Here is a 25114-nt window from a genome sequence, read left to right as displayed (position 1 = left end):
CCGCAAAAAAAGCAAGGGCTTAGGCGAAAATATGGTTGCGCATCGGGGCTGATTTTGTTATCATAAAGAGGAGGGGAGCAAGGCTCACTTCGGAGCCGCTCTGCCCGGAACGATCTGTCAGAAAGGGGTAGTAAAAATGTACGATGAAATGATGGATACCATCGGTCTGGTGGGCAAGGCTGACCCGGAGCTGGCTGCGGCGATGGGCCGCGAGCTGGCCCGCCAGCGGGAGAACATCGAGCTGATCGCCAGCGAGAACATCGTTTCGCCTGCCGTGATGGCTGCGATGGGCACGGTGCTGACCAACAAGTATGCCGAGGGTCTGCCGGGCAAGCGCTATTACGGCGGCTGTGCCTATGTGGATGAGGTGGAGAACATCGCCATCCAGCGCGCCTGCAAGCTGTTCGGGGCCAAGTATGCCAACGTGCAGCCGCACTCCGGTGCACAGGCCAACCTGGCCGTCTACTTTGCACTGCTGGACGTCGGCGATACCGTCATGGGCATGGACCTGTCGCAGGGCGGCCACCTGACCCACGGTTCGCCGGTGAACATGTCCGGCAAGAACTACCACTTTGTTTCCTACGGCGTCAACGAGGACGGCGTCATCGACTATGCGGCGCTGGAAAAGCAGGTCAGAACGGTGCGCCCGAAGCTCATCGTGGCGGGCGCGTCGGCTTACCCCCGCGCCATCGACTTTGAAAAGCTGGCCGAGATCGCCCACGGCTATGGCGCTTACCTGATGGTCGATATGGCCCACATCGCCGGTCTGGTGGCGGGCGGCTATCACCAGAGCCCGGTGCCCTATGCAGATGTTGTGACCACCACGACCCACAAGACCCTGCGCGGCCCGCGCGGCGGCCTGATCCTGACCAACAACGCGGTGCTGGCCAAGCGGATCAATTCCGCCGTCTTCCCCGGCACCCAGGGCGGCCCGTTGGAGCATGTCATCGCGGCAAAGGCCGTCTGCTTCGGGGAGGCACTGAAGCCGGAATTCAAGGAATATGCGCGCAAGATCGTGGAGAATGCACAGGCCATGGCGGCTGAGCTGCAGGCCCGCGGCGTGAAGCTGGTGTCCGGCGGCACCGACAACCACCTGATGCTCCTCGACCTGCGGGAGGAGGAGTGCACCGGCAAGGAGCTGGAAGCCCGCCTCGACAGTGTGCACATCACGGCCAACAAGAACACCGTGCCCGGCGAGACCCGCAGCCCCTTCGTGACCTCCGGCGTCCGTCTGGGCACCCCTGCTGTCACGACGCGCGGCATGGGCCCGGCAGAGATGAAGATCATCGCCGACTGCATTGCCGACTGCATCTGGCACTATGACGAGAAGCGGGACGACATCTCCGCCCGCGTTCTGGCGCTCACCAAGGCGTTCCCCCTGTACGAATAAGAATGGTCAAATTTCCGGCACCTGCTGCACATCCTGCGGCGGGTGCTTTTTGCGCTTGACAAAAGGCGCACGGGCATGCCATGCAGATACGCGTGGTTGGATATTGCAAACCAAAAAGAATGCTGTGGCAGGCGGGGGGAAGAATGAACCGTGAGCGGCTTGTATCTTTTGCGGAAATCGGCTATAATGGGGCGGCAAAAGGATGAAAAAAGGAGACAACACCATGTGGATCTATCTGCTGCGCCATGGCAGAACTGAATACAACGCCCAGAAACGGTATCAGGGCCAGCGGGACATCCCGCTTTCGCCCGAAAGCGCGGCCCAGCTGCGGCGGGCGGACTTTTCCCCAGAGGTCGTCTACGTGACGCCGCTGCAGCGCACGTCACAGACGGCAAAGATCCTCTTTCCGGATGCAAAACTGGTGCCGGTGGAGGGGCTGAAGGAGATGAACTTCGGCCGGTTCGAGGGGCGGAAGTTCGTCCGTGTGGAGCAGGACCCGGAGTATCTGGAGTGGGTCCGGCAGAACGAAGCCAGCGCTCACCCGGACGGGGAGCGGAAGAGCGATTTCTGTGACCGCGTCTGCGCGGCGTTTGCCGCTCTGGTGGACAAGGCACTTGCCGACGGCGAGGAGCGGCTGGTCATCGTGGCGCACGGCGGCACCCAGATGGCCGCAATGGAGCGGTTCGCGGTGCCGCACAAGACCTTCCACGCATGGTGCGGCCCCAACGCAGGCGGCTATGTGCTGGACGCCTGCGACTGGAAGGCGGAACACATCCTGCACGTGGTGAAAACCGTCCAGTACACGGAGGAAAACGCATGATGGAGCGCGGATTGCTGCATCTCTATTGGGGCGATGGAAAGGGCAAGACCACAGCCGCCATGGGCCTTGCGCTGCGCGCATTGGGCAGCGGGAAGCGTGTGGTCATCGTGCAGTTCCTGAAGGGCGGCAAAAGCGGCGAGATCCCGCTGTTGGAGCAGCTGGGGGCCAAAGTTTACCGCGGCAAGGCTGGGCAGAAGTTCGTCTTCCAGATGAACGACGCCGAAAAGGCGGCTACGCGGGCGCTGCAAAATGAGAACCTCCGGGCTGCCATGGCCGAGTCGGCCGATCTGCTTCTTCTGGATGAAGCCGGTTCCGCATGGGAACTGGATATGGTGGACAAAGAGCTGCTTCAGTCGGCCGTTCTGCACCGGCCGGATGGGCAGGAATGCGTTCTGACGGCACACGCTGCGCCGCAGTGGATGCTGGATGCGGCGGATTACAGCACCGAGATGAAGTGCTGCCGCCACCCTTACCAGAAGGGCATCGCCGCCCGGCAGGGGATCGAATATTGAAAAAGTGCCCCGCTCTCTGGAAAACCAGAGGGCGGGGCACTTTTGTCATACGGTGGCCAGCACCGCCAGGATGCTCTGCCAGTGGGGGTTCTGCGCGGCAGGGGCGGCGCGGCGCGGGGCCGGGCGCTGGGCCGGAGAACGGACGGCGTCCGCCGGGCGGGTGAAGGGCGAGCAAAGCTCCACCTGCCACTGCGCGGCCAGCTCCATGGCCTGCGGGCAGTTTTGCAGGGTGCGGCGCTCGCTCCCGGCCAGAAAATCACCCAGCCAGCAGAGCAGCGCGGCGAGAGGCAGGCAGTCAGCAGCCTGTGTGCTCCAATAGCACCAGTGCCCGCCGCGGCCCACAAAGCTGTCCACGGTGATGAGCGCCCCTTCGCGGGCCGACTGCGGCAGGGAAGGGCAGGAGGTGTCCGAAAGACGCCGGAGCTGGTTCACGAGAAATTCCGTGCGGGCCGGGTCAAAGGCATCGTCCCGGATGCAGGCGGAAAAGTCCGCTGCGTCCAGCAGGGCGTCCGCTTTGGTGGGGAAACGGCCGGTCATTTCGCCGGATGCGTTGTGGCACAACTGCCAGCCCTTGCGGAACAACTGGAAGTTGAGGTTGCGGCGGCCCATGGTGGAATAGAAGACCCGTGCGCGGCCGGATGCGTTCCGGCGCAGCTCGATGTAAGCATCCGCGCCGCCAAGGTCCTGCACCTTTACGCTCAAAATCAACGAGAAATCGCGCTTCTGTGCGGACATGACCTGGTGCATCTGCTCAAAGTAACGATTGGCATCCATAGCGGGTCTCCTTCCTCGTACAACCATTGATTCGTTCTTTTCTGGCTGTATTATAGCATAAGTTGTCACGAATTACAACTAAAAGTTTGAAGATTGCAAAAATATTTTTGCACATTGGGGGAAAAGACAAACACTATGGTTGTAACCAAAAGACCGGGGCCGCAAACATGCAGTCCCGGTCTTTTGGTGCGAGGAGTCAATCGCCCAGCTCGCGGATCTCGTTCTGGATGAGCTGCCCGGCCGCGCGGGCCAGCTGGTCCATGCCGCGGATGCGGGCCAGATCTTTGCCATAGATGCGCTCGGCATCAGGGATGGAACGGTCTTCGCCCATGAAGACAGCGGAGACCCGCAGCCCCTTGCGGCGAAGGGTGCGCACCTCGGCAGCGGCATCGTCCACACCGAAAGCTCCGCCGTAGTCGTGCCCCAGCGGGTTCTCCGAAGAGGGCGGCACACGGCGGCTGTCGTTGGGGGAGGCGTCCGTCAGCAGGATGAGCAGATGACGCGGCGCGGGGCCGGGCGCAAAGTCCAACAGATCGCCCGCAGCCCGCAGGGCCAGGCCGTCGCGGTTCCAGCCGGAGGCGAAATACTGGTGGATGTTTTGTAGGTTCTTGTCCGAAAAGCCTTTGAGCACCCGCAGGACCGTATAGCCTCGCAGGCTGGAAAAGCAGCTGACCCGCACAGGGATGCCGCAGGCGGTCAGGCTCTCGGCAAGGATGACGCCCTGCGCCGCGATGACCTCTTGACAGTGCAGGCGGGAGGCCGACGCATCCAGCAGCAGGTCTACGGTGAAGGCGGGCTGGTTCTCCTCCTCAGCGCAGCGGAAGACGCGGGCGTCGTCCAGCACAGGGGCCCGCCAGACCCGCACGGGGTCCAGACTGCCGCTGCGAGCCACCCGCGCATGGGGCTGCTGGTGCACGAGGATGCAGTTGCGGATCTGTTCGGTCAGCCGCAGCACGACGCTGCGGTGCAGCTCCCGGTTCTTGGCGTAGTAGGCGCGGTTCCGGTCGGCCTGCAGCTGCGCCTGTTCGGCCAGATGCTTTGCCTCCGGGGTGGGGGCCTGTTCGGGGCTGGGGACACCGGCGGCGAACCAGAGATGGCACCCCAGATGATCGCCGGTGCAAAGCTCCTGCTCGGCCTTGCGCAGCCGTTCCGGCGGGTAGAGGGAGCGCCCGAAACAGCTCTCGATGTAGGCGCGGTCTTCGGCGGCGTTCTGCCGGAGGGTGATGCGGGCCAGCCGCTTGTCCACCGTCAGCCCGCCGCTGCCTGCGGCATCCACCGCGCTGGAGTGCTCGACCATGACGCGGTCGGTCTTGATCATCTGGGTGGGGAGCGTTTTGGTGGCAAGCGAAGCCAGAAGCCCTTCGAGATGCAGGTGGAGCGCGGCCTTTTTGTGTACGGTGCCGTCAAACAGCTTCGCGCGGGCAAAGAGGGCCAGCAGGGCCGGTTTCAGCGCAGCCGGTTCCGGCGGCGTCTGCGGGGCCAGCGCGGCGGCAAGGTCGGCTTCGTAAGGGGTCATCACCGGCGGGCGGCGGCCCTGCACGGTGCGCCAGCGGTCTGCCTGCATGGTGTAGACGAGCTGGTTTTTGGCCATCCACTCCTGCCGGGAGAGCTTGTACTGGATGCCGAAAAAGTAGTCCGCATGGGCGCGGCGCAGCTCGGCCAGCACCGGGCGGCGGGGCAGCTCCAGCGCATAGGCTGCGCTTTCGAGGTAGAGCCAGGTCAGGTCGTCGAGTTCGGCCTCCCGGATGTCGCCATCCCAAAGCCCGAACAGGCTCCGGATGAGATCGTCGCCGTAATATTTGTGCACCAGGCCCACGATGCAGTTCATGTAAAAATCGATCGTGCCGTCGGTGTTGTGTGCAAGGAACAGCGGCTCAAACCCATAGGCACCGGCTGCCGCCCAGACCTGATTGGCTGCGCGCCGCTGTTCGGCGGTGTAGCTCTGCGCTTCCATCAGCGGAACAGCTTTGCGGCAGTGAGCTGCGCCGGGATGCGGGCGGCGATGACGTCCCGGATCAGCCCCTGCTCGTAGGAATCAAAGGCTTTGTTGGTGATGCCCATATCCAGCGCGGCCCCGGCCGGGACGCCCCGGCGGATCAGCCGCAGCGCATCCAGCATCCCGCGCAGATCGAGCGCCTTGGTGGAGATCTCCGCGCTGTCGCACTTTTTTTGCAGGTCGAGGAAGAGCAGGGCGAACTGGTGGACATAGTTTGCTTGCAGGTCGGGGAACTGGGCACGGAGCAGCTTTTCGAGGTTGTCCTGTGTGATGGTGGGCATCTGGATAACCACAAAGCGGGACGTCAGCGCCTCGTTCAGCTCACGGGTGCCCGCATAACCGTAGTTCATTGTGGCGATGAAGCGGGTCTCCTCGGCCAGCGGGATACGCTCATAGCCGGGCACGTCGATGGCGCGGCGGAAGTCCAGCACGGCGTGGAGGACGGCCAGCGCCTCGTTTTTGGCCATGTTGATCTCGTCCAGCACGCCAAACCCGCCGCACTGGGCGCAGCGGTAGACCGGGCCGGGCCGGAACTTGACCGCGCCGCCCTCAAACGTATCCATGCCGATGAGGGAGGCAGCGTCCATGTTCACATGGAACGAGATGTCCCACGCAGGGCGGCCGAAGGCGGCGGAGAGGTTCTCGGCCAGCACGTTTTTGCCGGTGGCCTTGCCGCCTGCCAGCAGCAGGTTCTCGCCGCAGAGCAGCGCGGCCAGAGCCTGCTCCCAGACGTCCTTACCATAATAGGTAAAAGCCGACACCGGGATGCGGGGGCGCAGCGCCTCGGCCAGCGGGTGGGCTGCGCGGTATTCTTCCACAGCGGCGAGCAGCGCAGGATCGACGCCCTCCTGCCGCAGGGTCTCAAGCAGATCAGACATGAACGACACCTTCTTCGTGGGTTGGCAGTGCCAAACCGATTTTTCAGCCTTATCATAGCACAACCGCCGCCGTTTGTGTAGGGGCAGGCGGCTGGGAGCCGGCAAAAATTCGCAAAGAAATTGCGGGGCCGATGAAATGGTGTTAAAATAGAGAAAAACGGAAGGGGACAACTGCCATGAGACACGAACACCGCCGCTGGAAGGTCTGCTTTGGGAAAAATTTCTGGGGAACACAGGAGGGAAACGACCCCGGCGAGGAACTGCGCGTAGACCGCGAATTTGAATGGCATGGATACAAGTGGCGCATTCCGGCGGTCTACCGGTGCCGACAGGGATTGGTCGTGGACTTTGCGATGGAGGTGCCGCAGGAAGAACTGCGGGCCTATATGGAAAAATGGGGCCTGACCGAAGACGGCGAATGCAGCCGCACCCTGACCAGAGCCGAGGAACAGCAGATGGAACAGGAAAATCCGTTGAATGTGGGGTTCTGCGCGGAGCTGGAACTGAATGGGATGCGGCTGCATTCCAGAGATGGCTGCGGGGTGGGTTATCTTCCGGGAGAGATGGCCGGCGATGATACAGTCGCAGCGTTCCTGCGGCATTATGGGCTGGATGAAACGACGGTCTGGAAGTTCTGGCGGGAAAGCTACCCTTGGGCGACCCGGAGCCGGAAGAGCTGCCCGAAGCGCTTCCGTGTCCTGGAGGTGCGGCTGGAAGCGGAACTGGAACAACACCCGGCGGAACGGTTTCGGACCCCTGCGGTGGGCGGGTCGGTGACGCTGCACGAACCGGGAAACGCACAGACCTATCAGCTGACTGCATTGGATGTCCGGTCGGAAACGCTGGAACTTCCGGACTGTGATGGCTGGGAGTGGCCCAACCGCTTCTGTATGATGACCTACCGCCTGACCCCGGCTGCCGAAAATTTCTTCCTCTCCGACTGCGCTGAGGGGGACCACCCGCGCCGCCGACCCCGGAATCTGCCGCCCGAACGGGCAGCGTTGGAAAAGAAGTATGGACTGGAACCGCAGGGGGAAGGGGATGCGGCCATCGCTGTCATTGGCGGGGCCGACGGCCCGACGGCGGTGTTCTGCACGGTGCGCGGGAGTGCAGATGAGGCAGAAGGTGTGGCTGCGGCGTGTTCCTCCTGCTATTTTGAACCGGTGGAGCCGGAACACATCACCTGGCAGGCGGCATTCTGCCGAAGACCCTGCGCTGGTGCCGTGGTTTCCCTGCTCGCAGCGCCCTGATGCCGCAGCACGGTGCGGGGGCTGCGGTTTCGGAAAACATGAAAATGCGAAAATTGCGCAGTTCCGATTGACAAAATGCTGTGTTTATCGTATAACCTATATAGAGAAAGTCTGCCCGGCACCGGCAAGACTGGAAAGTGAGGCAGCAACGATGAAGCAATTCCTGAAGCGGCTGATGCTCGGTGTGGTGACGCTGGCAATGTTCTGCTGCGTGACGCCGCTGGCATTTGCGGACAACCCCAACTATTACACCATCTATCTGGAGCGGCAGGGCGGCATCGGCACCCCGGAGTACGTCTTCGTCTACCGCATCAAAACTTTGGACGGCACGGAGGTCTACCGGACTTCCAGACTGCCCACCCCCACCATGGAAGGCTACCTCTTCGATGGCTGGTATACGGATCTTGTGGGCGGCGATAAGATCAAGCCGGCGGAGTACGAGTTCCAGGAAGATGGGCAGACCCTGTATGCCCACTGGACGCCTGTGTCGGGCGAGTCCACCGCAAAGCCGGAGCCGGAGGCAACCGAACAGCCTGCCAGCACCTTCCGGCTGGAGGACCACCTGGGCGAGATCCTGATCGTCGGAACGACGGTCCTGGTCGTGACACTGGTTGCGATGCACGGCTGAGTCGGCCTGCATTGCTGAAACACAAAAACGAATCGAATGTTTGAAAGAGAGGAATCCCTGTTATGAACGAAATCAAGATGCCCGCTGCTTTTGCCGCGATCGACGAGAACGAGATGGTCTACCTGAACGGTGGCTCGATCACCGATACCGGGGCCTGGAAGATCTTCCTGAACGTTGGCACCCTGTTCAACTACGTCGCCCGCATCTTCTCTGCCGGCAGCTCCATCGTCAACAACGTCAATGTCATCGTGACCACCATCCAGACCCTGAACAAATTCAAGCTGACCGGCACGAACTAAGAACGCCCCCCAAAAAAGAGCAGGACCTGCAGAGAGCTGTTTCCCTGCACCACAGGCGGACAGGCGCGGTATGCGCTGTGTCCGGACGGACAAATGACCGGCTCCCTTGCAAAATGTACTCGCTTTCCCACCGGAAGGCGAGTATTTTTGTGTTATCCACACCGAGAGGAGGACGACACATGGGGGAAGGCGTTCGGGCAGCATTCGGGCTGGCCGGTGGACTGGCGCTGTTTTTGTTTGGGATGGAGAACATGAGCCGGGCGTTGCAGCAGGCGGCAGGGGAGCGGATGCGGGGATTCCTGCGCCGCGTCACCCGCACACCGCTCACCGGGGCGCTGGCGGGGCTTCTGGTCACAGCGGTGCTGCAAAGCAGCTCGGCCACCACGGTGATGGTCATCGGGTTCGTCAGCGCCGGGCTGATGGAGCTGCCGCAGGCCGTGGCTGTGGTGTTCGGGGCCAATGTGGGCACCACCATGACGGCCCAGCTGGTGGCGTTCCGGCTGGCGGACTGGGTGTTCCCCATCCTGTTTGCGGGGGTGCTGGTCTGGCTGCTGGCCCGGCGGGAGCGGACGCGGCAGCTGGGGCTGGCGGTGTTTTCGTTCGGCCTGCTGTTCGACGGCATCGAAGTTTTGTCCGGCGCGATGGCTCCGCTGGCCGAACACCCGGTCTTCCTCCGCTGGATGACGCAGGTGCGGCATACGCCGCTGCTGGGGCTGCTGCTGGGCACCGGGATGACGCTGGTGGTGCAGAGCAGCTCGGCCACCATCGCGGTGCTGCAGCGGGCCGCGCAGCAGGCCGGGCCGGACGGTATCCACAGTGTGCTGGGGCTGGCCGGTGCCCTGCCCATTTTGCTGGGGGACAACATCGGCACGACCATCACGGCGGTGCTGGCGGCGGTGGGTCAGCCTACGGATGCCCGGCGGACGGCGGCAGCGCACTGCTGCTTCAACCTGTCGGGCAGCGTGGTCTGCCTGCTGGCCCTGCCCTGGATGACAAGACTGGTGGAGGCCGTCTCGCCCAAGGGGCCGGAGCTGGAAGTGCTGGCGCGGCAGATCGCCAATGCCCACACCCTGTTCAACCTGCTGTGCACACTGGTGTGGCTCCCGCTGACGCCGGTGATGGTCCAGCTGGTCTGCAAACTGGTGCCGCAGCCCCAAAGCTCCCGCTGAAACGGCAAAACCGGCGGTTTTTCTGCAAAGAGAGCCGTTTGTCCATTGACAAGGGTTCCCGGCTTGTCGTATACTGACAATGCCTTGAAAAAATGCCGCACACTGCGGTGCAAAAAAAGAGGAGCGAAAGAATATGAAAAATAACAACGGCATCAAAACAGTGGTCGCCGTCGGCATCGGCGCAGCCCTGTTCTTTGTTCTGGGCCGGTTCGTGGCCATTCCCAGCCCGGTGCCCAACACCAACATCAGCCTGCAGTACGCCGTTCTGGCCCTGCTGGCCGCGATGTACGGCCCGGTGGCCGGCGGTCTGATCGGCTTCATCGGCCACACCTTGATCGACCTGTCCTGGGGCGGCAGCCCGTGGTGGAGCTGGGTCATCGCTTCGGCCTTCGTGGGCGTTGTGGTGGGCCTGTTCGCCAAAAAGCTGGACCTGCAGGAGGGCGAGTTCGGCAAAAAGAAGATGGCCGCCTTTACGGTCGCCAACATCGCAGCCCATCTGCTGGCCTGGGTCGTGGTGGCCCCGGTGCTGGATATCCTGATCTACGCCGAGCCGGCCAAGAAGGTCTTTGCACAGGGTGCCTTTGCCGCTGTGTCCAACATCATCACCGCTGTGGTGGTGGGCGGCCTGCTGGTGCTGGCCTACACCAGGACCATCGCCAAGAAGGGCTCTCTCGACCAGGAGTGATCCCGGCCGGAGCGATCCTGGATGGAACCCGCAGCCTTTCCCTCGGCCATCCGCCGGAGGAAAGGCTTTTTGTTTGAACAGCTGAGGTAATTTGCCCATGGCAGAACGTAACGAACCCATCATCTCGTTCCGAGATTTCTCGTTCCAGTACCGCGCCCAGAAGCGTCCCACGCTGACCGGCATCGACCTGGACATCTATCCGGGGGAGCGTGTGCTCATCGCAGGCCCGTCCGGCAGCGGCAAAAGCACGCTGGCGGGCTGCATCAACGGCCTGAACCCCTTTTCGAACCCCGGCGTGTGCACCGGCACCCTGACCGTGGACGGCGTGGATGCGCCGCACAGCAGCATCTTTGAGCTGTCGGCCCATGTGGGCACGGTATTGCAGGACCCGGATGGCCAGTTCATTGGCCTGACCGTGGGCGAGGACATCGCCTTTGCGCTGGAAAACAGCTGTATGCCGCAGGAGGAGATGCACACCATCACCCGCCGCGCTGCGGAGCTGGTGGGCATCGAGAACCACCTCGGCTATGCACCGCATGAGCTTTCCGGCGGGCAGAAGCAGCGGGTCAGTCTGGCGGGCGTTATGGTGGATCAGGTCAGGATCCTGCTCTTCGACGAGCCGCTGGCCAACCTGGACCCGGCCACCGGCAAGCAGACCATGGAGCTCATCGACGAGATCCAGAAAAAGACCGACACCACTGTGCTCATCATCGAGCATCGGCTGGAGGACGTCCTCTGGCGGAGCGTGGACCGCATCGTCCTCGTGAACGAGGGCAGAATTCTGGCCGACCTCCGCCCGGACGAGCTGCTTTCCACCTCCCTGCTGACCGAAAACGGCATCCGGGAGCCGCTCTACCTGACCGCTCTGCGCTATGCGGGCGTGGACATCACCCCGGAAAAGCACCCGTCGCATGTGGATAGCCTCGTCCTGAACGAAGCCGACACCACGGCCCTGCGGAACTGGTTCACCGCCTATCCGCAGCCGGAAGCTGCCCCGGCCCCGGAACCGCTGCTGGAAGTGCGGGACCTGTGCTTTGGTTACCAGAAGGGGCAGGCGACCCTGAAGAATGTCCGGTTCTCCATCGGCAAAGGGGAGATGGTCAGCATCGTGGGCCGGAACGGCGCGGGCAAATCCACGCTGTCCAAGCTCATCTGCGGCTTCGAGACGCCGGATGCGGGCGCGATCTTCCTCAACGGCAGATCGCTGGCCGAGGAGAACATCCGCCGCCGTGCCCAGCACATCGGCTATGTGATGCAGAACCCCAACCAGATGATCTCCAAGACCATGATCTACGACGAAGTGGCACTGGGCCTGCAGCGCTCCGGCCTGACCGAAGCGCAGATCCGGGAAAAGGTGGAGCAGACGCTCAAGATCTGCGGGCTGTATCCTTTCCGGAACTGGCCGGTGTCGGCGCTGAGCTTCGGCCAGAAAAAGCGTGTCACCATCGCAAGCGTACTGGCGCTGGACCCGGAGCTCATCCTGCTGGACGAGCCTACGGCGGGCCAGGATTTCCGCCACTACACCGACATCATGGAGTTCCTGCGGGGGCTGAACGCCCAGGGCGTCACGGTCGTGATGATCACCCACGACATGCACCTGATGCTCGAATACACCCAGCGGGCGCTGGTCTTCTGCGACGGTGTACTCATTGCGGACCGCAGCCCGGCGGGCGTTCTGTGCGACCCCGCCCTCATCCGGCAGGCCGCACTGAAGGAGACAAGCCTCTACACGCTGGCCAACCGCTGCGGCATTGCGCCCGCGCAGGAATTTGTGGAGCGCTTCATCGCGCAGGACCGGGAGGTGCGGGAACATGGCCGCTAAAACTGTTTTGAATTATCTCCCGCGGGAGAGCGTCGTTCACAAGCTCACCGGCACCACCAAGCTGGCGTTCTTTCTGCTGTTCACCTTTGCCAGCATGATCACCTACAACACCTGGGTTCTGCTGGTGCTGCTGGCGGTCAGCCTAGCCGCGTTCAAGCTGAGCCGGATCAGGTTCCGCGAGGTGCGGTTCATGCTGGTGTTCATGCTGGTGTTCCTGCTGCTGAACAACCTGTTCATCTTCCTGTTCGACCCCGACCAGGGCACGACGCTGTACGGCACCCGCACGGTGCTCTGCCACCTGTTCTGGCGGTATGACCTGACGGCCGAGCAGCTGTTCTATCTGTGCAACATCTCGCTCAAGTATTTCGTGGCCCTGCCCGTGGCCATCCTGTTCATCTCGGCCACCGACCCCAGCGAGTTTGCGGCCAGCCTGAACAGCATCGGCATTTCGTACAAGGTGGGCTACTCGGTGGCCATTGCGCTGCGGTACATTCCGGACATCCAGCGCGACTACCACAGCATCAGCCAGGCCCAGCAGGCCCGCGGCGTGGAGCTTGGCAGAAAGGAACCCTTCTTCAAGCGGCTCAAAAACTCCGTCAACATCCTGCTGCCGCTCATCCTGACCAGCCTGAACCGCATCGACACCATCTCCAACGCGATGGAGCTGCGCGGCTTTGGCAAAATGAACAAGCGCACCTGGTATACCCAGCGGCCTTTCGTCCGCTGCGATCTCATCGCGCTGGGTGTCGGGGTGCTCCTGCTGCTCCTCAGCCTCACCGTGACCATCCGGTTCGGGCGGTTCTACAATCCGTTTGTGTAAAAAGCAGGCGGCTGGCTCATTGCCACCCTGGTGGCGAATGCGGTATAATCTTTGCAAGAATCACCGTAGAAAACAACCGTTTCATCCTGGTTATTCCAAGGCAGTGCGGGCAGTGCGCACAAGATAATCCATGGCCTCCACCGGGTATTGCCCCGCGGCAGTCTCCCCGGTGAGCATCACGCTGGAAGCACCGTCTGACACGGCGTTGTAGATGTCGCTGACCTCAGCGCGGGTGGGTACCGCCCGGCTGCACATACTGTCCAGCATCTGGGTCACCACCATAAAGGGCACCCCGGCAGACCGGCAGACCGCCGAAAGCTGTTTCTGGCACCGGGGCAGTTCCCACAGGGGCATGGCGTTGCCGAGGTCCCCGCGGGCAATGACCACTTCATCCACAAGAGGCAGGAACTCCGGCAGGGCCTGCACCCCCGCAAGGTTCTCGATCTTGGCAAAAATGCGGATCTGCCCGGCCCCGGCCTGTTCCAGCGCCTGGCGCAGGGTGCGGATGTCCTCGGCCCCCCGCACGAAGGGCAGCATCACCCCGGTAACGCCGCAGGCTCCCGCCAGCTGCAGGTTTTGCAGGTCTGCCTCCGTCAACGTGGGGGAGGCTACCGCCAGCCCCGGTGCCGCAAGGCTTTTGCGGCTTTGCAGAGTGCCGCCCCGCACCACGGTACACTGCAGGGCCGCGCCGTCGGCTCCGGCAACCTGCACAAGGAGCCTGCCGTCGTCCAGCAGGAGGTTCTGGCCCGGCCGGGCCGCCTGCACCAGCGCCGCCGGGCAGGGAACACCCCCTTGCCCCAGCCGGAGGCTCTGCCCCGGTTCCAGCACAAGGGGCTGGGCCAGTGTGCCGATGCGCAGCTCCGGCCCCTGCAGGTCGATGAGCAGCTGGGGGATGCCCACGGCGTGGATCATGTCCAGCCAGTCTTTGTGGGCCGAAAGGGGCCCGTGGGAAAGGTTCATGCGGATGCCCGTCATGCCAGCTTCCACCATGCGCTGCAAGGTCTCCGGCTGGGCACAGGCGGGGCCGATGGTGCCATAAAATTCCAAAAGATCACCCGATTTCGTTTTTTCTTATTGTAACATGGAACCAGGCCGTTGAAAAGTGGTGTTGTACAATAAAAGTTGACACAGGGAACTCAAAGAGCCAATATCTGTCAACTGATATTGACAAGATCAAAATGAGATAGACTTCCCCGAAAGGGGGCCTATCTCATTTTTTGTTGTAAGCTGAAACTGAGAGGTCGAGACCTTTGCGGCCCTGCGGGCGGGCGACCCCACGGCGCGGGAAACGCTCATCCGGCACAATCTGCGGCTGGTGGTGCATGTGGCGAAAAAATACTACGCCCAGCCCAGTGACCAGGAAGACCTGATCTCCATCGGGACCATCGGCCTGATGAAGGCGGTGGACACCTTCGACTCTACCCGGAAGGCACGGTTCTCGACCTATGCGAGCCGCTGCATTGAAAATGCTATCCTCACCCGAACGAACGCCGGAGGGAGAATCGGAACCATCTCCACCACTTTCGGGGGCGTTCTCGTCCTCTTCCGGGTCTACCGGGAAGGTGGTCCAGTCGATCTCATCCTCCGGTGAGCCGAAGAGAACCACATGAGCCACCTTGCCGTCCCACACCACCTTGCGCGCCACCGTGCGGATGGCGGCACGTTTCTGGGTCACGGTCATGTCGTCGATGTTGTCATGGAACACAGTCAGCAGTTGACGCATCAGGTCAAATTCCATCCCTGCCAGAACGCCCTCGTCTGTAAGGCTTTCCAGTTCCCGGATGCGGGAGCTCAGGGCGGCATCCTGACCGTTCAGCTCCTCAATGCGCTTTTTCAGGTGGACTGCGGCGGTACTGTCGCCGAAATCTGTCAGCGAATCAATCAAGGCGGTGATCTTCCGCTGCGTCTCGGCTTGCTCCTTGCGCAGTGCAGAAAGCTTGGTCTCACACTCGGAGCGATTGCCCGCATGGGCGGACCGTGCCTTTTCCAACTGCTTCATAAAGTCGCTGGAATGGTCGGCAAGGTGCTTGACCTGTTCACAGATGGCGGCATCCAACAGATTGCCGTTGGCGTTGGACACGCTGCAAAGCTCCAGGTGGCTGCGCTCCTTCAACTTGCACATATAGGGAAAAACCACCCGTCCTTCTGCGGTTTTGCGCCCGGTGACCTTGGGGTACATCCGGCTGCCGCAGGAGCACCACAGCAGACCGGTCAGCAGCGCCTCGTTTGTTGCGGCTGATGCGGTCCAGACGATAGACCACGATGGCACGGATCTTCCGCTCTTTGGCGGCGGTCATCATCTTTTTGAAGTCCGGGCGGTTCAGGTTGCCGCCGGAAAAGCCCTCGTCCTCAAAGGCGACCGCTTGCTGTGCTGCGGCATCGCCGTAGTGGGTGCGGATATATTCGCGGCAGAGGTCGATCTGATTTCCGATGCTCTCGCCCTTGCCGGTGTAGCGGGACTTGCGGGAATAAATTGCAATGGTGTCGGCAGTTTTGGCCATGAGATACTCCTTTCCAGTTGTCTGGTGGCCGTAGATGCGGCGATTGTAGTATGACAAGCCATCTTTGTAAAGAAAAATAACGATAGTCATACATATTTCATCACAAATGGAACGGAGGTGTCAAGGATGTAAACGGTCAAAAAAGGAGGAAACAGAATGTTTGACTATTTCTATGGGCAGTCGGGCGAGATGTTCTCGTATTTCCGGGTGCCCAAAATTTTATTCCGGGAGCTGGAAAACGCTGGACTTGTTGAACGGAAACGCCGGAGATGACAAGCCTGCCGAGGTGGTACGCAGTCGGCTGAAAAAGCTGAATGCCGACCACATCCGCTTTGTGCTGGATTCTCTTGCAGAAAACACCGCCCCGGTGCGGAACGTGAAGCAGTATTTGCTGGCGATGCTCTACAATGCGCCAACCACCATGAACCTCTACTATCAGAACAAAACGAACCACGACTTTGCGCGCGGTTCTCCGGGGAGGTGATGTTATCGCAAAGAAAGCTACGATTATCGCAGTCACCAATCAAAAAGGTGGTGTGGGGAAAAGCACTACCTGTGAAAATCTAGGCATCGGGCTGGCAATGGAGGGCAAAAAAGTCCTGCTGGTGGACACCGACCCACAGGGGTCTTTGACGATTAGCATGGGCTGGCAGCAGCCCGATGAACTGCCTACCACCCTCTCCACCCTGATGGCAAAAGCCATGAACGACCAGCCCATCCAGCCCGGTGAGGGCATTTTACATCACGCGGAGGGCGTTGATTTGATTCCGGCGAACATCGAACTGGCAGGGCTGGAAGTGGCTCTGGTGAACAGCATGAACCGGGAAAAGATGCTGAAACAGGTGCTGGACAGTGCCAAACGGGAGTACGATTTTATTCTACTGGACTGTATGCCCTCGCTGGGGATGCTCACCATCAACGCACTGGCTGCGGCAGACGCTGCTTTGATTCCTGTGCAGGCGCAGTACCTGTCCGCAAAGGGTCTGGAACAGCTTTTGCAGACGGTGCAGAAGGTCCGGCGGCAGATCAACCCGAAACTGAAAATCGAGGGTATTCTGCTGACTATGACCGACAGCCGCACCAACTACGGAAAACAGATCAGCAATCTGATCCGGCAGGCATACGGAAAGCACCTGAAGGTGTTTGAGCAGACCATCCCACGGTCTGTCCGAGCGGCTGAAATCAGTGCGGCAGGCAAAAGCATCTTTGCCTATGACCCCAAGGGCAAGGTGGCAGAAGCCTACAAATCTCTTGCAAAGGAGGTGCTGGCAGATGCCGATCGACAGCGGAAACTTAGCTCTGAAAGGGCTAGATGACCTGTTCTCCACCGAAGAAAACCGACAGGAGGAACAACGGGAGCAGGTACAGCAGATTCCCATTGATGCGCTGCACCCCTTCACCAACCACCCCTTCAAGGTGCTGGACGATGAAGCCATGACCCGGACGGTGGAAAGCATCGCACAGTACGGTGTGCTGGCTCCGCTGATCGCCCGACCACGCCCAGAGGGTGGCTACGAGATCATCTCCGGGCACCGCCGCCAGTATGCGGCCAAACTTGCCGGGCTGGACACCCTGCCGGTCATTGTGCGGCAGATGTCGGACGATGCGGCTGTGATATTAATGGTGGATTCCAATTTACAGCGTGAACACATCCTGCCCAGCGAGAGGACTTTTGCCTATAAAATGAAGCTGGATGCACTAAAAAATCAAGGTGCTAGGTCGGATTTAACTTCATCCCAAGTTGGGATGAAGTTGCAGGCACTTGATATCGTTGGGCAAGAAGCGGGAGATAGTCGCAATCAGGTGCATCGATTTATCCGCCTGACGAATCTCATTCCCGAATTGCTCGACCTTGTAGATGAAAAGAAAATCTCCTTCAATCCCGCTGTGGAACTGTCCTATCTGGACGAGGCTCAACAGCGGGATTTTTTGCAGGCCATGGACGAGACCCAAAACGCACCGTCCCTGTCGCAGGCGCAGCGAATGAAAAAGCTGGCGCAGGAAGGAAAGCTCACCTATGAAGCCGCCTTTGCCATTATGGGGGAAGTCAAAAAGGATGAACTGGATAAGGTGGTCATCAAAAACGATACTCTGAAAAAGTATTTTCCCCGCAGCTACACGCCCCGGCGATGGAAGATGGCATTAAAATGAGTGGGCACACTATATGCGTTTGTTAAACGCTGACAACATTCAATTTTTTGCGTGGAATCGTGAAAATGAGACCTGTGAAAAACGTAGAAAATTTGATATGGTTGCGCTGCAAACTAAGACATATTGATGTTTTTGAAACGAGTTTATAGTGAAATATGTGTAATTCGAGTGCAGATATTCATTCTTGTGAGTTTGTTGTGTGAATTTGTCACGTTCCGCCGCAAAAAAAGGACTTGACGGAAAAAATACTCTGTGGTAATTTATGAGCAAATTCGCTTTTGTGAAATAAAGTCGAATTTGAATCCGCATGCATTATCCTGGTGTGCGGAAAAGGAGAAAGCATCTTTATCGCAGGGAGGATTGCAAACAAAACCCAGTTCCTCCGCCCAAACCGCTGCGTAGCAGCAGAAAGGACGACCGAATATGAGTTATGACAAAGTGCAAGTCGGCAACAGAATCCGTGGAAGCCGCCTCGAAAAAGGCTGGACGCAGGAACGGCTTGCAGCAGAAGCTGAAATTTCAGTGCAGCAGCTTCGCGCATTGGAAAAAGGACAGCGCAATCTGGGAGTAGACCACTTGGGACGCCTGTCGGATGCAATGGGAGTCAGCAGTGATTTCCTGCTGAAAGGTTGTTCTGAAAACAGTACATTGGTTTGCAAGATGCTGGATGACCTCAAGAAAAAATTGCAGCCGTTAAAGTAAATCGCAGAAAAATGAGCGGTTTTGCCGCAAAAACAGTATATTTTAGCGCTTTACAGCAATGAAAGTACTTGCTATAATATCGCCATGGCGCAAGTTTCAATTGCGCAAGAGGGAAAATTGCCTGAAATGCATTAAAGGCTGATAATACTCCGTGAGCTGCTCACAAGAGCAGCTCCATCGAGTCGCGGTCATTGTGCATTTTCAAGCTGAAAACAGGCCGGGACTCGGAAAAGGAGTCTCGGCCTGTTTGTGTTTCCGGCGCAAAGGAAAGGATTGAACAATGCGATTTGATGCAAAAGAATTCGGCGGACGTATCCGCGATTTGCGGAAAAAGCAAGGGATTACGCAGGAACAGCTGAGTATAATGCTGAACATTAGTGCGAACCATCTTGCAAAAGTTGAAACGGGAAGCCGCTGCTGCTCGATTGAGTTGCTGCAGGATCTTTCGTCCTGCCTGAATGTCAGAACGGACTATCTGCTGAACGGAGACGCACCGCATAACAACCATCTGAGGGAAAGGCTGACGTTTCTTGCACAGGAATTGGAAAAGATTACGGCGGACCTCCCGGTATGGGGATAGGAAAAGCAAAATCCTCTTTTTCAATGCCCAAAAGCGTGGTAGAATAGGTAAAAGATTCAGTATCTGAAAAACGGAGCGCGCAATAATGAAGATTCTGGTCAGCGCCTGCCTGCTGGGCGAAAACTGCAAATACAGCGGCGGAAACAATTACAATCAGGCGGTCTGTGATTTTGCGCGGGGGCATCAGGTGGTTCCGGTCTGCCCGGAGGTTTTGGGCGGCCTGCCCACACCGCGGTGCCCGGCGGAAATCGTGCAGGACGTTGTCACGAACAAAGAGGGCATCAATGTGGACCGGGAGTTCCGGGCAGGTGCAGCGAAAGCCCTTGCCATTGCAAAAGAAAATGGGGTGGAGCTTGCCATCCTGCAATCCCGCAGCCCCAGCTGCGGCGTGAAGGAAATTTACGATGGAACGTTTTCGGGACAAAGATTCCCGGACAGGGCGTTTTTGCCAAGATGCTGATGGACGAAGGCATCCGTGTTCTGGATGCCGGGGAATTGCCTAAAATTATCTTGAAAAATGAGGACGGAAAATGTCAATCAAACTGATTTGCAGCGACATTGACGGTACGCTGCTGCAATACGGCAGGAAAGAGCTGGAAGGCGAGATCTTTGAACAGATACGGGAGCTGCATCGGCGCGGTATTTTGTTCTGCCCGGCATCCGGCCGGCAGTATACCAGCCTGCGCAAGCTCTTTGCACCGGTGGCAGACTGCTGTGTGTTTCTTTGTGAGAACGGCGGCGTAATCTATAAAGACGAACAGTGCATTGCCAAGAACCCGATGCCCCGTGCACTGGCCGAAGAAATTGCCAACGACCTGTGGACCCGCAGCGACGGGCAGGGCGAAGTGATGCTTTCCGGCCAGAATACTGCATACCTGATGGAGCGGGGTCTGGGAATGCTCAAGCGTATTCAGTTCATCGGGAACAATTATCAAATCATCCATGACCCTTCCGAGGTGCCGGAGGAGATCACAAAAGTATCGGTGTATCTGCACGAAGGCGTAGAATCTTACACGGAACGGTTTGTCCCACGATGGAAAGAGGCGAACTGCGCTGTGGCAGGGCCGTACTGGATCGACACCACCTTTGCCAACAAGGGCATCGGTGTGCGCAGCATCTGCAAGACTCTGGACATCGCCCTTGCCGATGTGATGGCTTTTGGCGACAATTATAACGATGTGTCGATGCTGGACATTGTGGGTGTGCCCTACATTATGGATGGTGCCGCCGCACCGCTGCGGGAAAAGTACCCGAACCATACACCCTGCCCAGAAGATGTGCTGCGGGAGTTCTTGAAGCAAGCGTAAATTTGGAACGCGCACGTTCCAAATTTGAAATGATACGATACAAGCTGCACGGCTCTGCTGGAAGAACTGCGCTGACAGGAGAATTTTATGACAGAGCGTTATTGTGAAGGTGAACGGTTTGCTGACCTGTCGTTCACCGAGGAGACTTTTGAGGACTGCGACTTTACAGACTGCGTGTTTGTGGATTGCTCCTTTACCAAATGCGAACTGGATCATACCACGCTGAACGAGTGCAAATTCGTGCGGTGTGAGATCACAGGTCTGCGCAGTACCCATTCCTCGGTGCAGTCGCTGGATTTTGAGGACTGCCGCCTGAATGAAATCGTGTGGGCACCGCTGATGTCCAATGGTGCCTTCCCAGACCCCATTCACACGCTGAAAGAGTGCAGTCTGAAATATAACACCTTCACCGAAATGAACTTTAACCGCTTCGACTTTTCGGACGGCAACGAAATTGTCGGCTCCATGTTTGCCAAATGCGAGATGCAGCTGGCGAATTTCAAGGGTGTAGAACTTCACGAAACGGAGTTCTACCAGTGTGATCTGCGCAAGGCGGATTTCCGGGATGCTACAGGCTATAAGGTGGACATTCTGGGCAGCCGCCTGAAGGATGCGAAATTTTCGCTGCCGGAAGCGGTGAATCTGTTGGCAGATTTGAAGATCAAGCTGTCATAAGAAGGAGAGAAAATGCGTCAACTCATCATTGCCCGAAAAGACCTGCAGATGTCTCCCGGTAAGCTGGCGGCGCAGTGCTGCCATGCTTCGCTGGCATTCCTCACCGACCCCATCGGCATGGGACAGAGCGTGAAACCCATTGAGAAAGACGGAGAAATTACCGGCTATCGGGCAGAAATCATGTTGGAGAAAGCAACCTATGAAGAATGGTTTGATGGCTCTTTTACCAAAACTATCTGCGGGGCAAAGAACCGCAATCAACTGCTGAAAGCAAAAATAATTGCCGAGGAATTGGGCCTTGTGGAAAACAAAGACTTCTTCCTCATCCGGGATGCCTGCCACACCGAGCTGGAGCCGGAAGAATTTGATGAAAACGGAGAAGGCATGACCCTGACCTGCATCGGTTTCCGCCCGCTGCCGGATGAAATTGCACATCAGATCAGCCATAAATTTCATTTGTATTGATTCCTGATAGAACTCCTTTATTTTATAAGCATTTTCCGCAATCGCTGCAGCCGTTGCAGATCAACTTGCTGCCGCAGGTCTCGCAGTTTGCGCGGAAATGGGGCACATAGAGATCTTCCTGCGGGATGGGGTAGCCCCAGTCGTCCACGAGGTCAAAATGAATGGGCCTGCCCTGAAAATTCATGCCGGATTTACAGGCCATTCGGCTTTGCAGCTGCTTGTTTGGCAGGTGGTAGCGCCTGCCGTCCTTGATGAACACGGTGCCGGTCTCGATAAAGCAGAAGGTCGCGTTGGCATCCACGCATTCCTGCCGGAGAGACTTGACCCAATCGAAATTGCAGGGGCGGGCACCATCGTAGTTTTCGCCGCCGCAGATGACCTGCTCGATTTGCCCGGCGGTAAGGTACTGCCGGATGCTTACTGGCCCGATGAAGGGCGCGCACATGATGCCCTTGTGCTTGAAGGGCAGGTCAAGCAGAATGGGAATGCGCTCATCGGCGCGGCGCTGATTTTCACAGGTGACGTTGAAAAAGATGTTGTCCCAACCGCTGCCCCAGTCCGGCGGCAGGCACTCCCGTACCCGCTGCGGCCGTTTGGTGAGCAGAAAAAACACCACGTCGCTGCGTTGGCGCATGATGTCCCACACCTCAGCCCGCCACGGGTCGGCTTCTTCCAAGAAGAAATCTGAGGTCATGCAGACCCGGATCTGCTCACCACTCTGGATTTTGTAGTGTCCGGTGCGGTCTTTCTGGAGCGGGTAGGAAAAGCCGCTTTTCGTTTTGTAGATCTCGGCTCCGTTCTGGTCCCGCATCCGGTCGAGAAAATACATGTAGCAGTTCTGGCAGCCCTCGCTGCACTTGACGCAGCCGTGCCATGGATTCCAGATGTCGTGCAGGAAGCTCACCTTCTTTCGGTACCTATTATTATAATAGCTGCGCGGACAGGAAACAAGAGCACCCCTTGCACCGCCCCATCGGATGTGATAGGATGAAGAAAACCATGTGAGGGAGGAACCACCATGCCGTTTCTGATGATCCGCAACGACATCACCAAAGTGGCGGCGGATGCCATTGTCAACCCGGCCAACCGGAACCTTTTGCAGGGCAGCGGTACCAGCCGTGCCATCTATCAGGCGGCAGGGGAGCAGGAGCTGACCGCCGCCTGCGAAGCCATCGGCCGTTGCGATTTGGGCAGAGCCGTGTGTACTCCGGCATTCGGGCTGTCGGCAAAGTACGTTTTCCATGCAGTCTGCCCGGCGTGGCACGGCGGCGGGTTCGGCGAAGCTGAACAATTAGCCGGTGCATACCACTCCGCATTGGAATTAGCCGCAGAGTACCACTGCGAGAGCGTGGCCTTTCCGCTGCTGTCCAGCGGGAACTATGGCTACCCCAAAGAACAGGCCTTCCGCATTGCGGTGGACACCATCACGCAGTACGTCATGGAGCACGACCTGACCGTGTATCTGGTGCTTTACGACCGGGGCTCGCTGGCCGTGAGCCGGAAGCTGTTCGCCTCGGTGGAGGAGTACATTGACGACCACTATGTAGCACAGAACGATGAAAGCTACGGATTTGGCCGTCGGCGCAGGGAATTGTCAGAGCGGCGGAGGCTTCTGGAAGAAGATGCTGCCCTGCCGATGCTGGGTGCAGTTCCGGCACCCGCCGCGGCACCCAGGACAGCCCGCAGTCTGGAAAGCCTGATGGACAACCTTGGCGAGAGCTTCACCACCCGGCTGCTGCGGCTCATTGACGAGCGGGGGCTGAAAGACTCCACCGTATACAAGCAGTCCAACATCTCCCGGCAGCATTTCTCCAAAATTCAGTGCAATCGCGACTACAACCCCAAAAAGAAAACGGTGCTGGCCTTTGCGGTGGGGCTGCATCTGTCGGAGGATGAGACCATCGACCTGCTCAAGAGCGCGGGCTATGCCTTTTCGGATGGCTCCAAGCGGGACTGGATCGTGCGGTACTGTCTGGAACACAAAATCTATAACATCAATCAGGTCAATACGCTATTGTTTGAATACGATCAGGAACAGCTGGGTGCGTGATTTGTCGCCTGCCCGTTGACCTTTTGCCCTCCGGTTTGTGGTATCCTTTTGCCAACGAAAGCGATACACCACAAAACGGAGGGCATTGTTGTGAAGAAAAATCTTACCGAGCTTGTTTTCATTCTGGACCGCAGCGGTTCCATGGGCGGGCTGGAGCAGGATACCATCGGCGGGTTCAATGCTATGCTGACCCGGCAGAAGGAGCAGGAGGGCGAGGCCAACGTGACCACGATCCTGTTCGACCATGAGGTGCAGCTGCTGCACGACCGTTTCCCACTGAAGGCTGTTGCACCGCTGACCGAAAAGGACTATTACGTCCGGGGCTGTACGGCGCTGCTGGACGCCATTGGCTACGGCGTGGAGAAGATGGCGAACATTCAGCGCCATCTGCCGGAGGACGAGCGTGCAGAAAAGGTCATCTTTGTAATCACCACGGACGGGCTGGAAAACGCCAGCAAGCGGTTTAGCTATGAGAAGATCCGCCGGATGATCGAGCAGGAAAAAGAGCAGTACGGCTGGGAGTTCCTGTTCCTCGGTGCCAACATGGACGCCGTGCAGGAGGCCGCTCGCTTCGGCATCTCGTCCGACCGGGCTGTGCGGTTCGAGAATGACGCACAGGGCGTGGCGGTCAACTACCACGTTGTCAGCGAGACGGTCTCCCGGATGCGGGAAGCACCCTGCTGCGCGTCCATCGGCGCAGAGTGGAAAGAACAAATCGAAGCTGATTTTCAGAAGCGGCATCATAGGTAAAGGAGGAAACAGCCATGTTAGGAGCAATCTTGGGTGACATCGTGGGCAGTCCCTATGAATTTGACCACAACAATTACAAGCACAAGGATTTTCCGCTGCTGAGCGAGAAATCGCACTTCACCGATGATACCGTCATGACCGCTGCGGTGGCAGTTGGTCTGATTGACGGAAAGGGTCTGCCGGAGAGAACATTTTGTGCAGTGCAGCATGAAATGCGGTTCTGGGGCCGTGAATATCCCCATGCCGGTTACGGCGGGATGTTCCGCCGGTGGCTGCACGCAGAAAATCCGAATCCCTATGGCAGTTTCGGTAACGGCTCGGCTATGCGGGTGTCGGCAGCGGGCTGGCTGTTCGATACGCTGGACAAAACGCTGGAAATGGCAAAAGTGACCGCCGAAGTCACCCACAACCACCCGGAGGGCATCAAAGGCGCGCAGGCCACGGCGGCAGTGATTTTTCTGGCCCGTACCGGCCACAGCAAGCCGGAAATCAAACAATATGTGGAGCAGACCTTCGGTTATGACCTGAACCGTACCTGCGATGAAATTCGGCCGGGCTATCACCATGTGGAGACCTGTCAGCAGACCGTGCCGGAAGCCATCATCGCTTTTCTGGAAAGCGTCAGTTTTGAGGATGCACTTCGCAATGCGGTCTCTCTGGGCGGCGACAGCGACACCCTTGCCTGCATCACCGGCGGCATTGCCGAAGCTTTTTACGGGATGCCGCAGGAACTGCGGGACGAGACTTTGAAACGTCTGCCGGAGGATATCCGGGAAAGATATGAGCTGTTTCGGTGGAACATCGGCCAGAGATAAGACATTCGGAGAACCAAGGAGCAGATACAACACACTCGTGATGTGAAGTATCTGCTCCTTGGTTTTTAATAAGAC

Annotated in this window: 26 protein-coding genes and 4 pseudogenes; 23 read left to right on the top strand and 7 right to left on the bottom strand. The window is 58.9% G+C overall.

Going from position 1 to position 25114, the window contains the following annotated elements; genetic code table 11:
• The first annotated feature begins 136 nt into the window (after positions 1 to 136).
• From glyA to DWY95_RS05135, 3 genes are all read left to right on the top strand, one after another.
• On the top strand, positions 137 to 1390 hold the full coding sequence (gene glyA / locus DWY95_RS05145; RefSeq protein WP_118552645.1) for a serine hydroxymethyltransferase: 1254 nt from the start codon (positions 137 to 139) through the stop codon (positions 1388 to 1390).
• A gap of 223 nt (positions 1391 to 1613) precedes the next feature.
• A complete protein-coding gene (locus tag DWY95_RS05140) occupies positions 1614 to 2210 on the top strand; it encodes a histidine phosphatase family protein (protein WP_118552644.1) in 597 nt (198 codons plus the stop codon).
• Complete coding sequence (locus DWY95_RS05135; RefSeq protein WP_118552643.1) at positions 2207 to 2722, top strand: cob(I)yrinic acid a,c-diamide adenosyltransferase; 516 nt, start codon at positions 2207 to 2209, stop codon at positions 2720 to 2722. Before DWY95_RS05140 ends, DWY95_RS05135 begins: the two co-directional genes overlap by 4 nt.
• Before the next feature lie 45 nt (positions 2723 to 2767).
• Here the strand turns inward: DWY95_RS05135 and DWY95_RS05130 are convergent, their stop codons facing one another.
• The 3 genes from DWY95_RS05130 to DWY95_RS05120 all read right to left on the bottom strand — a co-directional run bounded on the left by DWY95_RS05130 (position 2768) and on the right by DWY95_RS05120 (position 6370).
• Entirely contained in the window at positions 2768 to 3496 is a 729-nt protein-coding gene (locus DWY95_RS05130; RefSeq protein ID WP_118552642.1) for a hypothetical protein, read from the bottom strand.
• 196 nt (positions 3497 to 3692) lie between these two features.
• Positions 3693 to 5450 (bottom strand): hypothetical protein, encoded by a 1758-nt coding sequence (locus DWY95_RS05125; protein WP_118552641.1) that lies wholly within the window; start codon positions 5448 to 5450, stop codon positions 3693 to 3695.
• On the bottom strand, positions 5450 to 6370 hold the full coding sequence (locus tag DWY95_RS05120) for an AAA family ATPase (protein WP_118552640.1): 921 nt from the start codon (positions 6368 to 6370) through the stop codon (positions 5450 to 5452). Before DWY95_RS05120 ends, DWY95_RS05125 begins: the two co-directional genes overlap by 1 nt.
• A 176-nt stretch (positions 6371 to 6546) precedes the next feature.
• Between DWY95_RS05120 and DWY95_RS16975 the strand changes: the two genes are divergently transcribed.
• From DWY95_RS16975 to DWY95_RS05090, 7 genes are all read left to right on the top strand, one after another.
• Positions 6547 to 7620 carry a hypothetical protein gene (locus DWY95_RS16975; RefSeq protein WP_158577520.1) on the top strand — a complete coding sequence of 358 codons (1074 nt, stop codon included), beginning with the start codon at positions 6547 to 6549 and terminating at the stop codon, positions 7618 to 7620.
• A 151-nt stretch (positions 7621 to 7771) separates the two neighbouring features.
• On the top strand, positions 7772 to 8248 hold the full coding sequence (locus DWY95_RS16970) for an InlB B-repeat-containing protein (RefSeq protein ID WP_158577519.1): 477 nt from the start codon (positions 7772 to 7774) through the stop codon (positions 8246 to 8248).
• A gap of 62 nt (positions 8249 to 8310) precedes the next feature.
• Positions 8311 to 8547, top strand: coding sequence for a hypothetical protein (locus DWY95_RS05110; protein WP_118552638.1), 237 nt, complete (start codon positions 8311 to 8313; stop codon positions 8545 to 8547).
• Between the two features lie 179 nt (positions 8548 to 8726).
• Positions 8727 to 9716: a Na/Pi symporter gene (locus DWY95_RS05105; protein WP_118552637.1), complete on the top strand. Its 990-nt coding sequence runs from the start codon at positions 8727 to 8729 to the stop codon at positions 9714 to 9716.
• Between the two features lie 133 nt (positions 9717 to 9849).
• Positions 9850 to 10401 (top strand): ECF-type riboflavin transporter substrate-binding protein, encoded by a 552-nt coding sequence (locus tag DWY95_RS05100; protein ID WP_118552636.1) that lies wholly within the window; start codon positions 9850 to 9852, stop codon positions 10399 to 10401.
• Positions 10402 to 10498: 97 nt separating this feature from the next.
• Complete coding sequence (locus tag DWY95_RS05095; RefSeq protein WP_118552635.1) at positions 10499 to 12223, top strand: ABC transporter ATP-binding protein; 1725 nt, start codon at positions 10499 to 10501, stop codon at positions 12221 to 12223.
• Positions 12213 to 13043, top strand: coding sequence for an energy-coupling factor transporter transmembrane component T (locus DWY95_RS05090; protein WP_118552634.1), 831 nt, complete (start codon positions 12213 to 12215; stop codon positions 13041 to 13043). The genes DWY95_RS05095 and DWY95_RS05090 overlap by 11 nt, the downstream gene beginning before the upstream one ends.
• Positions 13044 to 13133: 90 nt before the next feature.
• On the opposite strand, the gene DWY95_RS05085 is transcribed toward DWY95_RS05090, so the two are convergent.
• Complete coding sequence (locus DWY95_RS05085) at positions 13134 to 14090, bottom strand: pyruvate kinase (RefSeq protein ID WP_118552633.1); 957 nt, start codon at positions 14088 to 14090, stop codon at positions 13134 to 13136.
• Between the two features lie 268 nt (positions 14091 to 14358).
• Here DWY95_RS05085 and DWY95_RS05080 point away from each other — a divergent pair, with 268 nt between their 5' ends.
• A complete protein-coding gene (locus DWY95_RS05080; RefSeq protein ID WP_347561990.1) occupies positions 14359 to 14634 on the top strand; it encodes a sigma factor in 276 nt (91 codons plus the stop codon).
• A gap of 495 nt (positions 14635 to 15129) precedes the next feature.
• Here the strand turns inward: DWY95_RS05080 and DWY95_RS17345 are convergent.
• Together DWY95_RS17345 and DWY95_RS17340 are read right to left on the bottom strand one after the other, a co-directional pair.
• A pseudogene (locus tag DWY95_RS17345) lies at positions 15130 to 15222 on the bottom strand (hypothetical protein); the annotation flags it as partial.
• 103 nt (positions 15223 to 15325) lie between these two features.
• A pseudogene (locus tag DWY95_RS17340) lies at positions 15326 to 15544 on the bottom strand (recombinase family protein); the annotation flags it as partial.
• A 262-nt stretch (positions 15545 to 15806) separates the two neighbouring features.
• Between DWY95_RS17340 and DWY95_RS05065 the strand changes: the two are divergent.
• From DWY95_RS05065 to DWY95_RS05025, 9 genes and pseudogenes are all read left to right on the top strand, one after another.
• Positions 15807 to 16028, top strand: a pseudogene (locus DWY95_RS05065) (DUF6017 domain-containing protein); the annotation flags it as partial.
• Positions 16029 to 16032: 4 nt separating this feature from the next.
• Complete coding sequence (locus tag DWY95_RS05060) at positions 16033 to 16860, top strand: ParA family protein (protein WP_118552779.1); 828 nt, start codon at positions 16033 to 16035, stop codon at positions 16858 to 16860.
• Entirely contained in the window at positions 16817 to 17695 is an 879-nt protein-coding gene (locus tag DWY95_RS05055) for a ParB/RepB/Spo0J family partition protein (protein WP_118552630.1), read from the top strand. Before DWY95_RS05060 ends, DWY95_RS05055 begins: the two co-directional genes overlap by 44 nt.
• Before the next feature lie 423 nt (positions 17696 to 18118).
• Positions 18119 to 18397: a helix-turn-helix transcriptional regulator gene (locus DWY95_RS05050; RefSeq protein ID WP_118552629.1), complete on the top strand. Its 279-nt coding sequence runs from the start codon at positions 18119 to 18121 to the stop codon at positions 18395 to 18397.
• Between the two features lie 280 nt (positions 18398 to 18677).
• On the top strand, positions 18678 to 18977 hold the full coding sequence (locus tag DWY95_RS05045) for a helix-turn-helix transcriptional regulator (protein ID WP_118552628.1): 300 nt from the start codon (positions 18678 to 18680) through the stop codon (positions 18975 to 18977).
• A gap of 85 nt (positions 18978 to 19062) precedes the next feature.
• Positions 19063 to 19523: pseudogene (locus DWY95_RS05040) on the top strand (DUF523 domain-containing protein).
• The gene (locus DWY95_RS05035; protein WP_118552627.1) at positions 19508 to 20284 is read left to right on the top strand and encodes an HAD family hydrolase; all 777 of its coding nucleotides are present in this window, start codon (positions 19508 to 19510) and stop codon (positions 20282 to 20284) included. Before DWY95_RS05040 ends, DWY95_RS05035 begins: the two are co-directional and overlap by 16 nt.
• Positions 20285 to 20371: 87 nt before the next feature.
• On the top strand, positions 20372 to 20959 hold the full coding sequence (locus tag DWY95_RS05030) for a pentapeptide repeat-containing protein (protein WP_118552626.1): 588 nt from the start codon (positions 20372 to 20374) through the stop codon (positions 20957 to 20959).
• 12 nt (positions 20960 to 20971) lie between these two features.
• Positions 20972 to 21424 (top strand): aminoacyl-tRNA hydrolase, encoded by a 453-nt coding sequence (locus DWY95_RS05025; RefSeq protein ID WP_118552625.1) that lies wholly within the window; start codon positions 20972 to 20974, stop codon positions 21422 to 21424.
• A 22-nt stretch (positions 21425 to 21446) separates the two neighbouring features.
• Here DWY95_RS05025 and DWY95_RS05020 read toward each other — a convergent pair whose 3' ends face one another.
• Positions 21447 to 22328 carry a DUF5131 family protein gene (locus DWY95_RS05020; RefSeq protein ID WP_337995355.1) on the bottom strand — a complete coding sequence of 294 codons (882 nt, stop codon included), beginning with the start codon at positions 22326 to 22328 and terminating at the stop codon, positions 21447 to 21449.
• 114 nt (positions 22329 to 22442) lie between these two features.
• Here DWY95_RS05020 and DWY95_RS05015 point away from each other — a divergent pair, with 114 nt between their 5' ends.
• From DWY95_RS05015 to DWY95_RS05005, 3 genes are all read left to right on the top strand, one after another.
• On the top strand, positions 22443 to 23474 hold the full coding sequence (locus tag DWY95_RS05015; protein WP_118552624.1) for a macro domain-containing protein: 1032 nt from the start codon (positions 22443 to 22445) through the stop codon (positions 23472 to 23474).
• Positions 23475 to 23564: 90 nt separating this feature from the next.
• Positions 23565 to 24224 (top strand): vWA domain-containing protein, encoded by a 660-nt coding sequence (locus DWY95_RS05010; protein WP_118552623.1) that lies wholly within the window; start codon positions 23565 to 23567, stop codon positions 24222 to 24224.
• Between the two features lie 14 nt (positions 24225 to 24238).
• Complete coding sequence (locus DWY95_RS05005) at positions 24239 to 25039, top strand: ADP-ribosylglycohydrolase family protein (RefSeq protein WP_118552622.1); 801 nt, start codon at positions 24239 to 24241, stop codon at positions 25037 to 25039.
• Positions 25040 to 25114 lie beyond the last annotated feature (75 nt).

This window comes from Faecalibacterium sp. AF28-13AC (assembly GCF_003478405.1).
GTDB classification, from domain to species: domain Bacteria; phylum Bacillota; class Clostridia; order Oscillospirales; family Ruminococcaceae; genus Faecalibacterium; species Faecalibacterium prausnitzii_E.
This window is presented reverse-complemented; position numbering and strand designations above follow the sequence as displayed.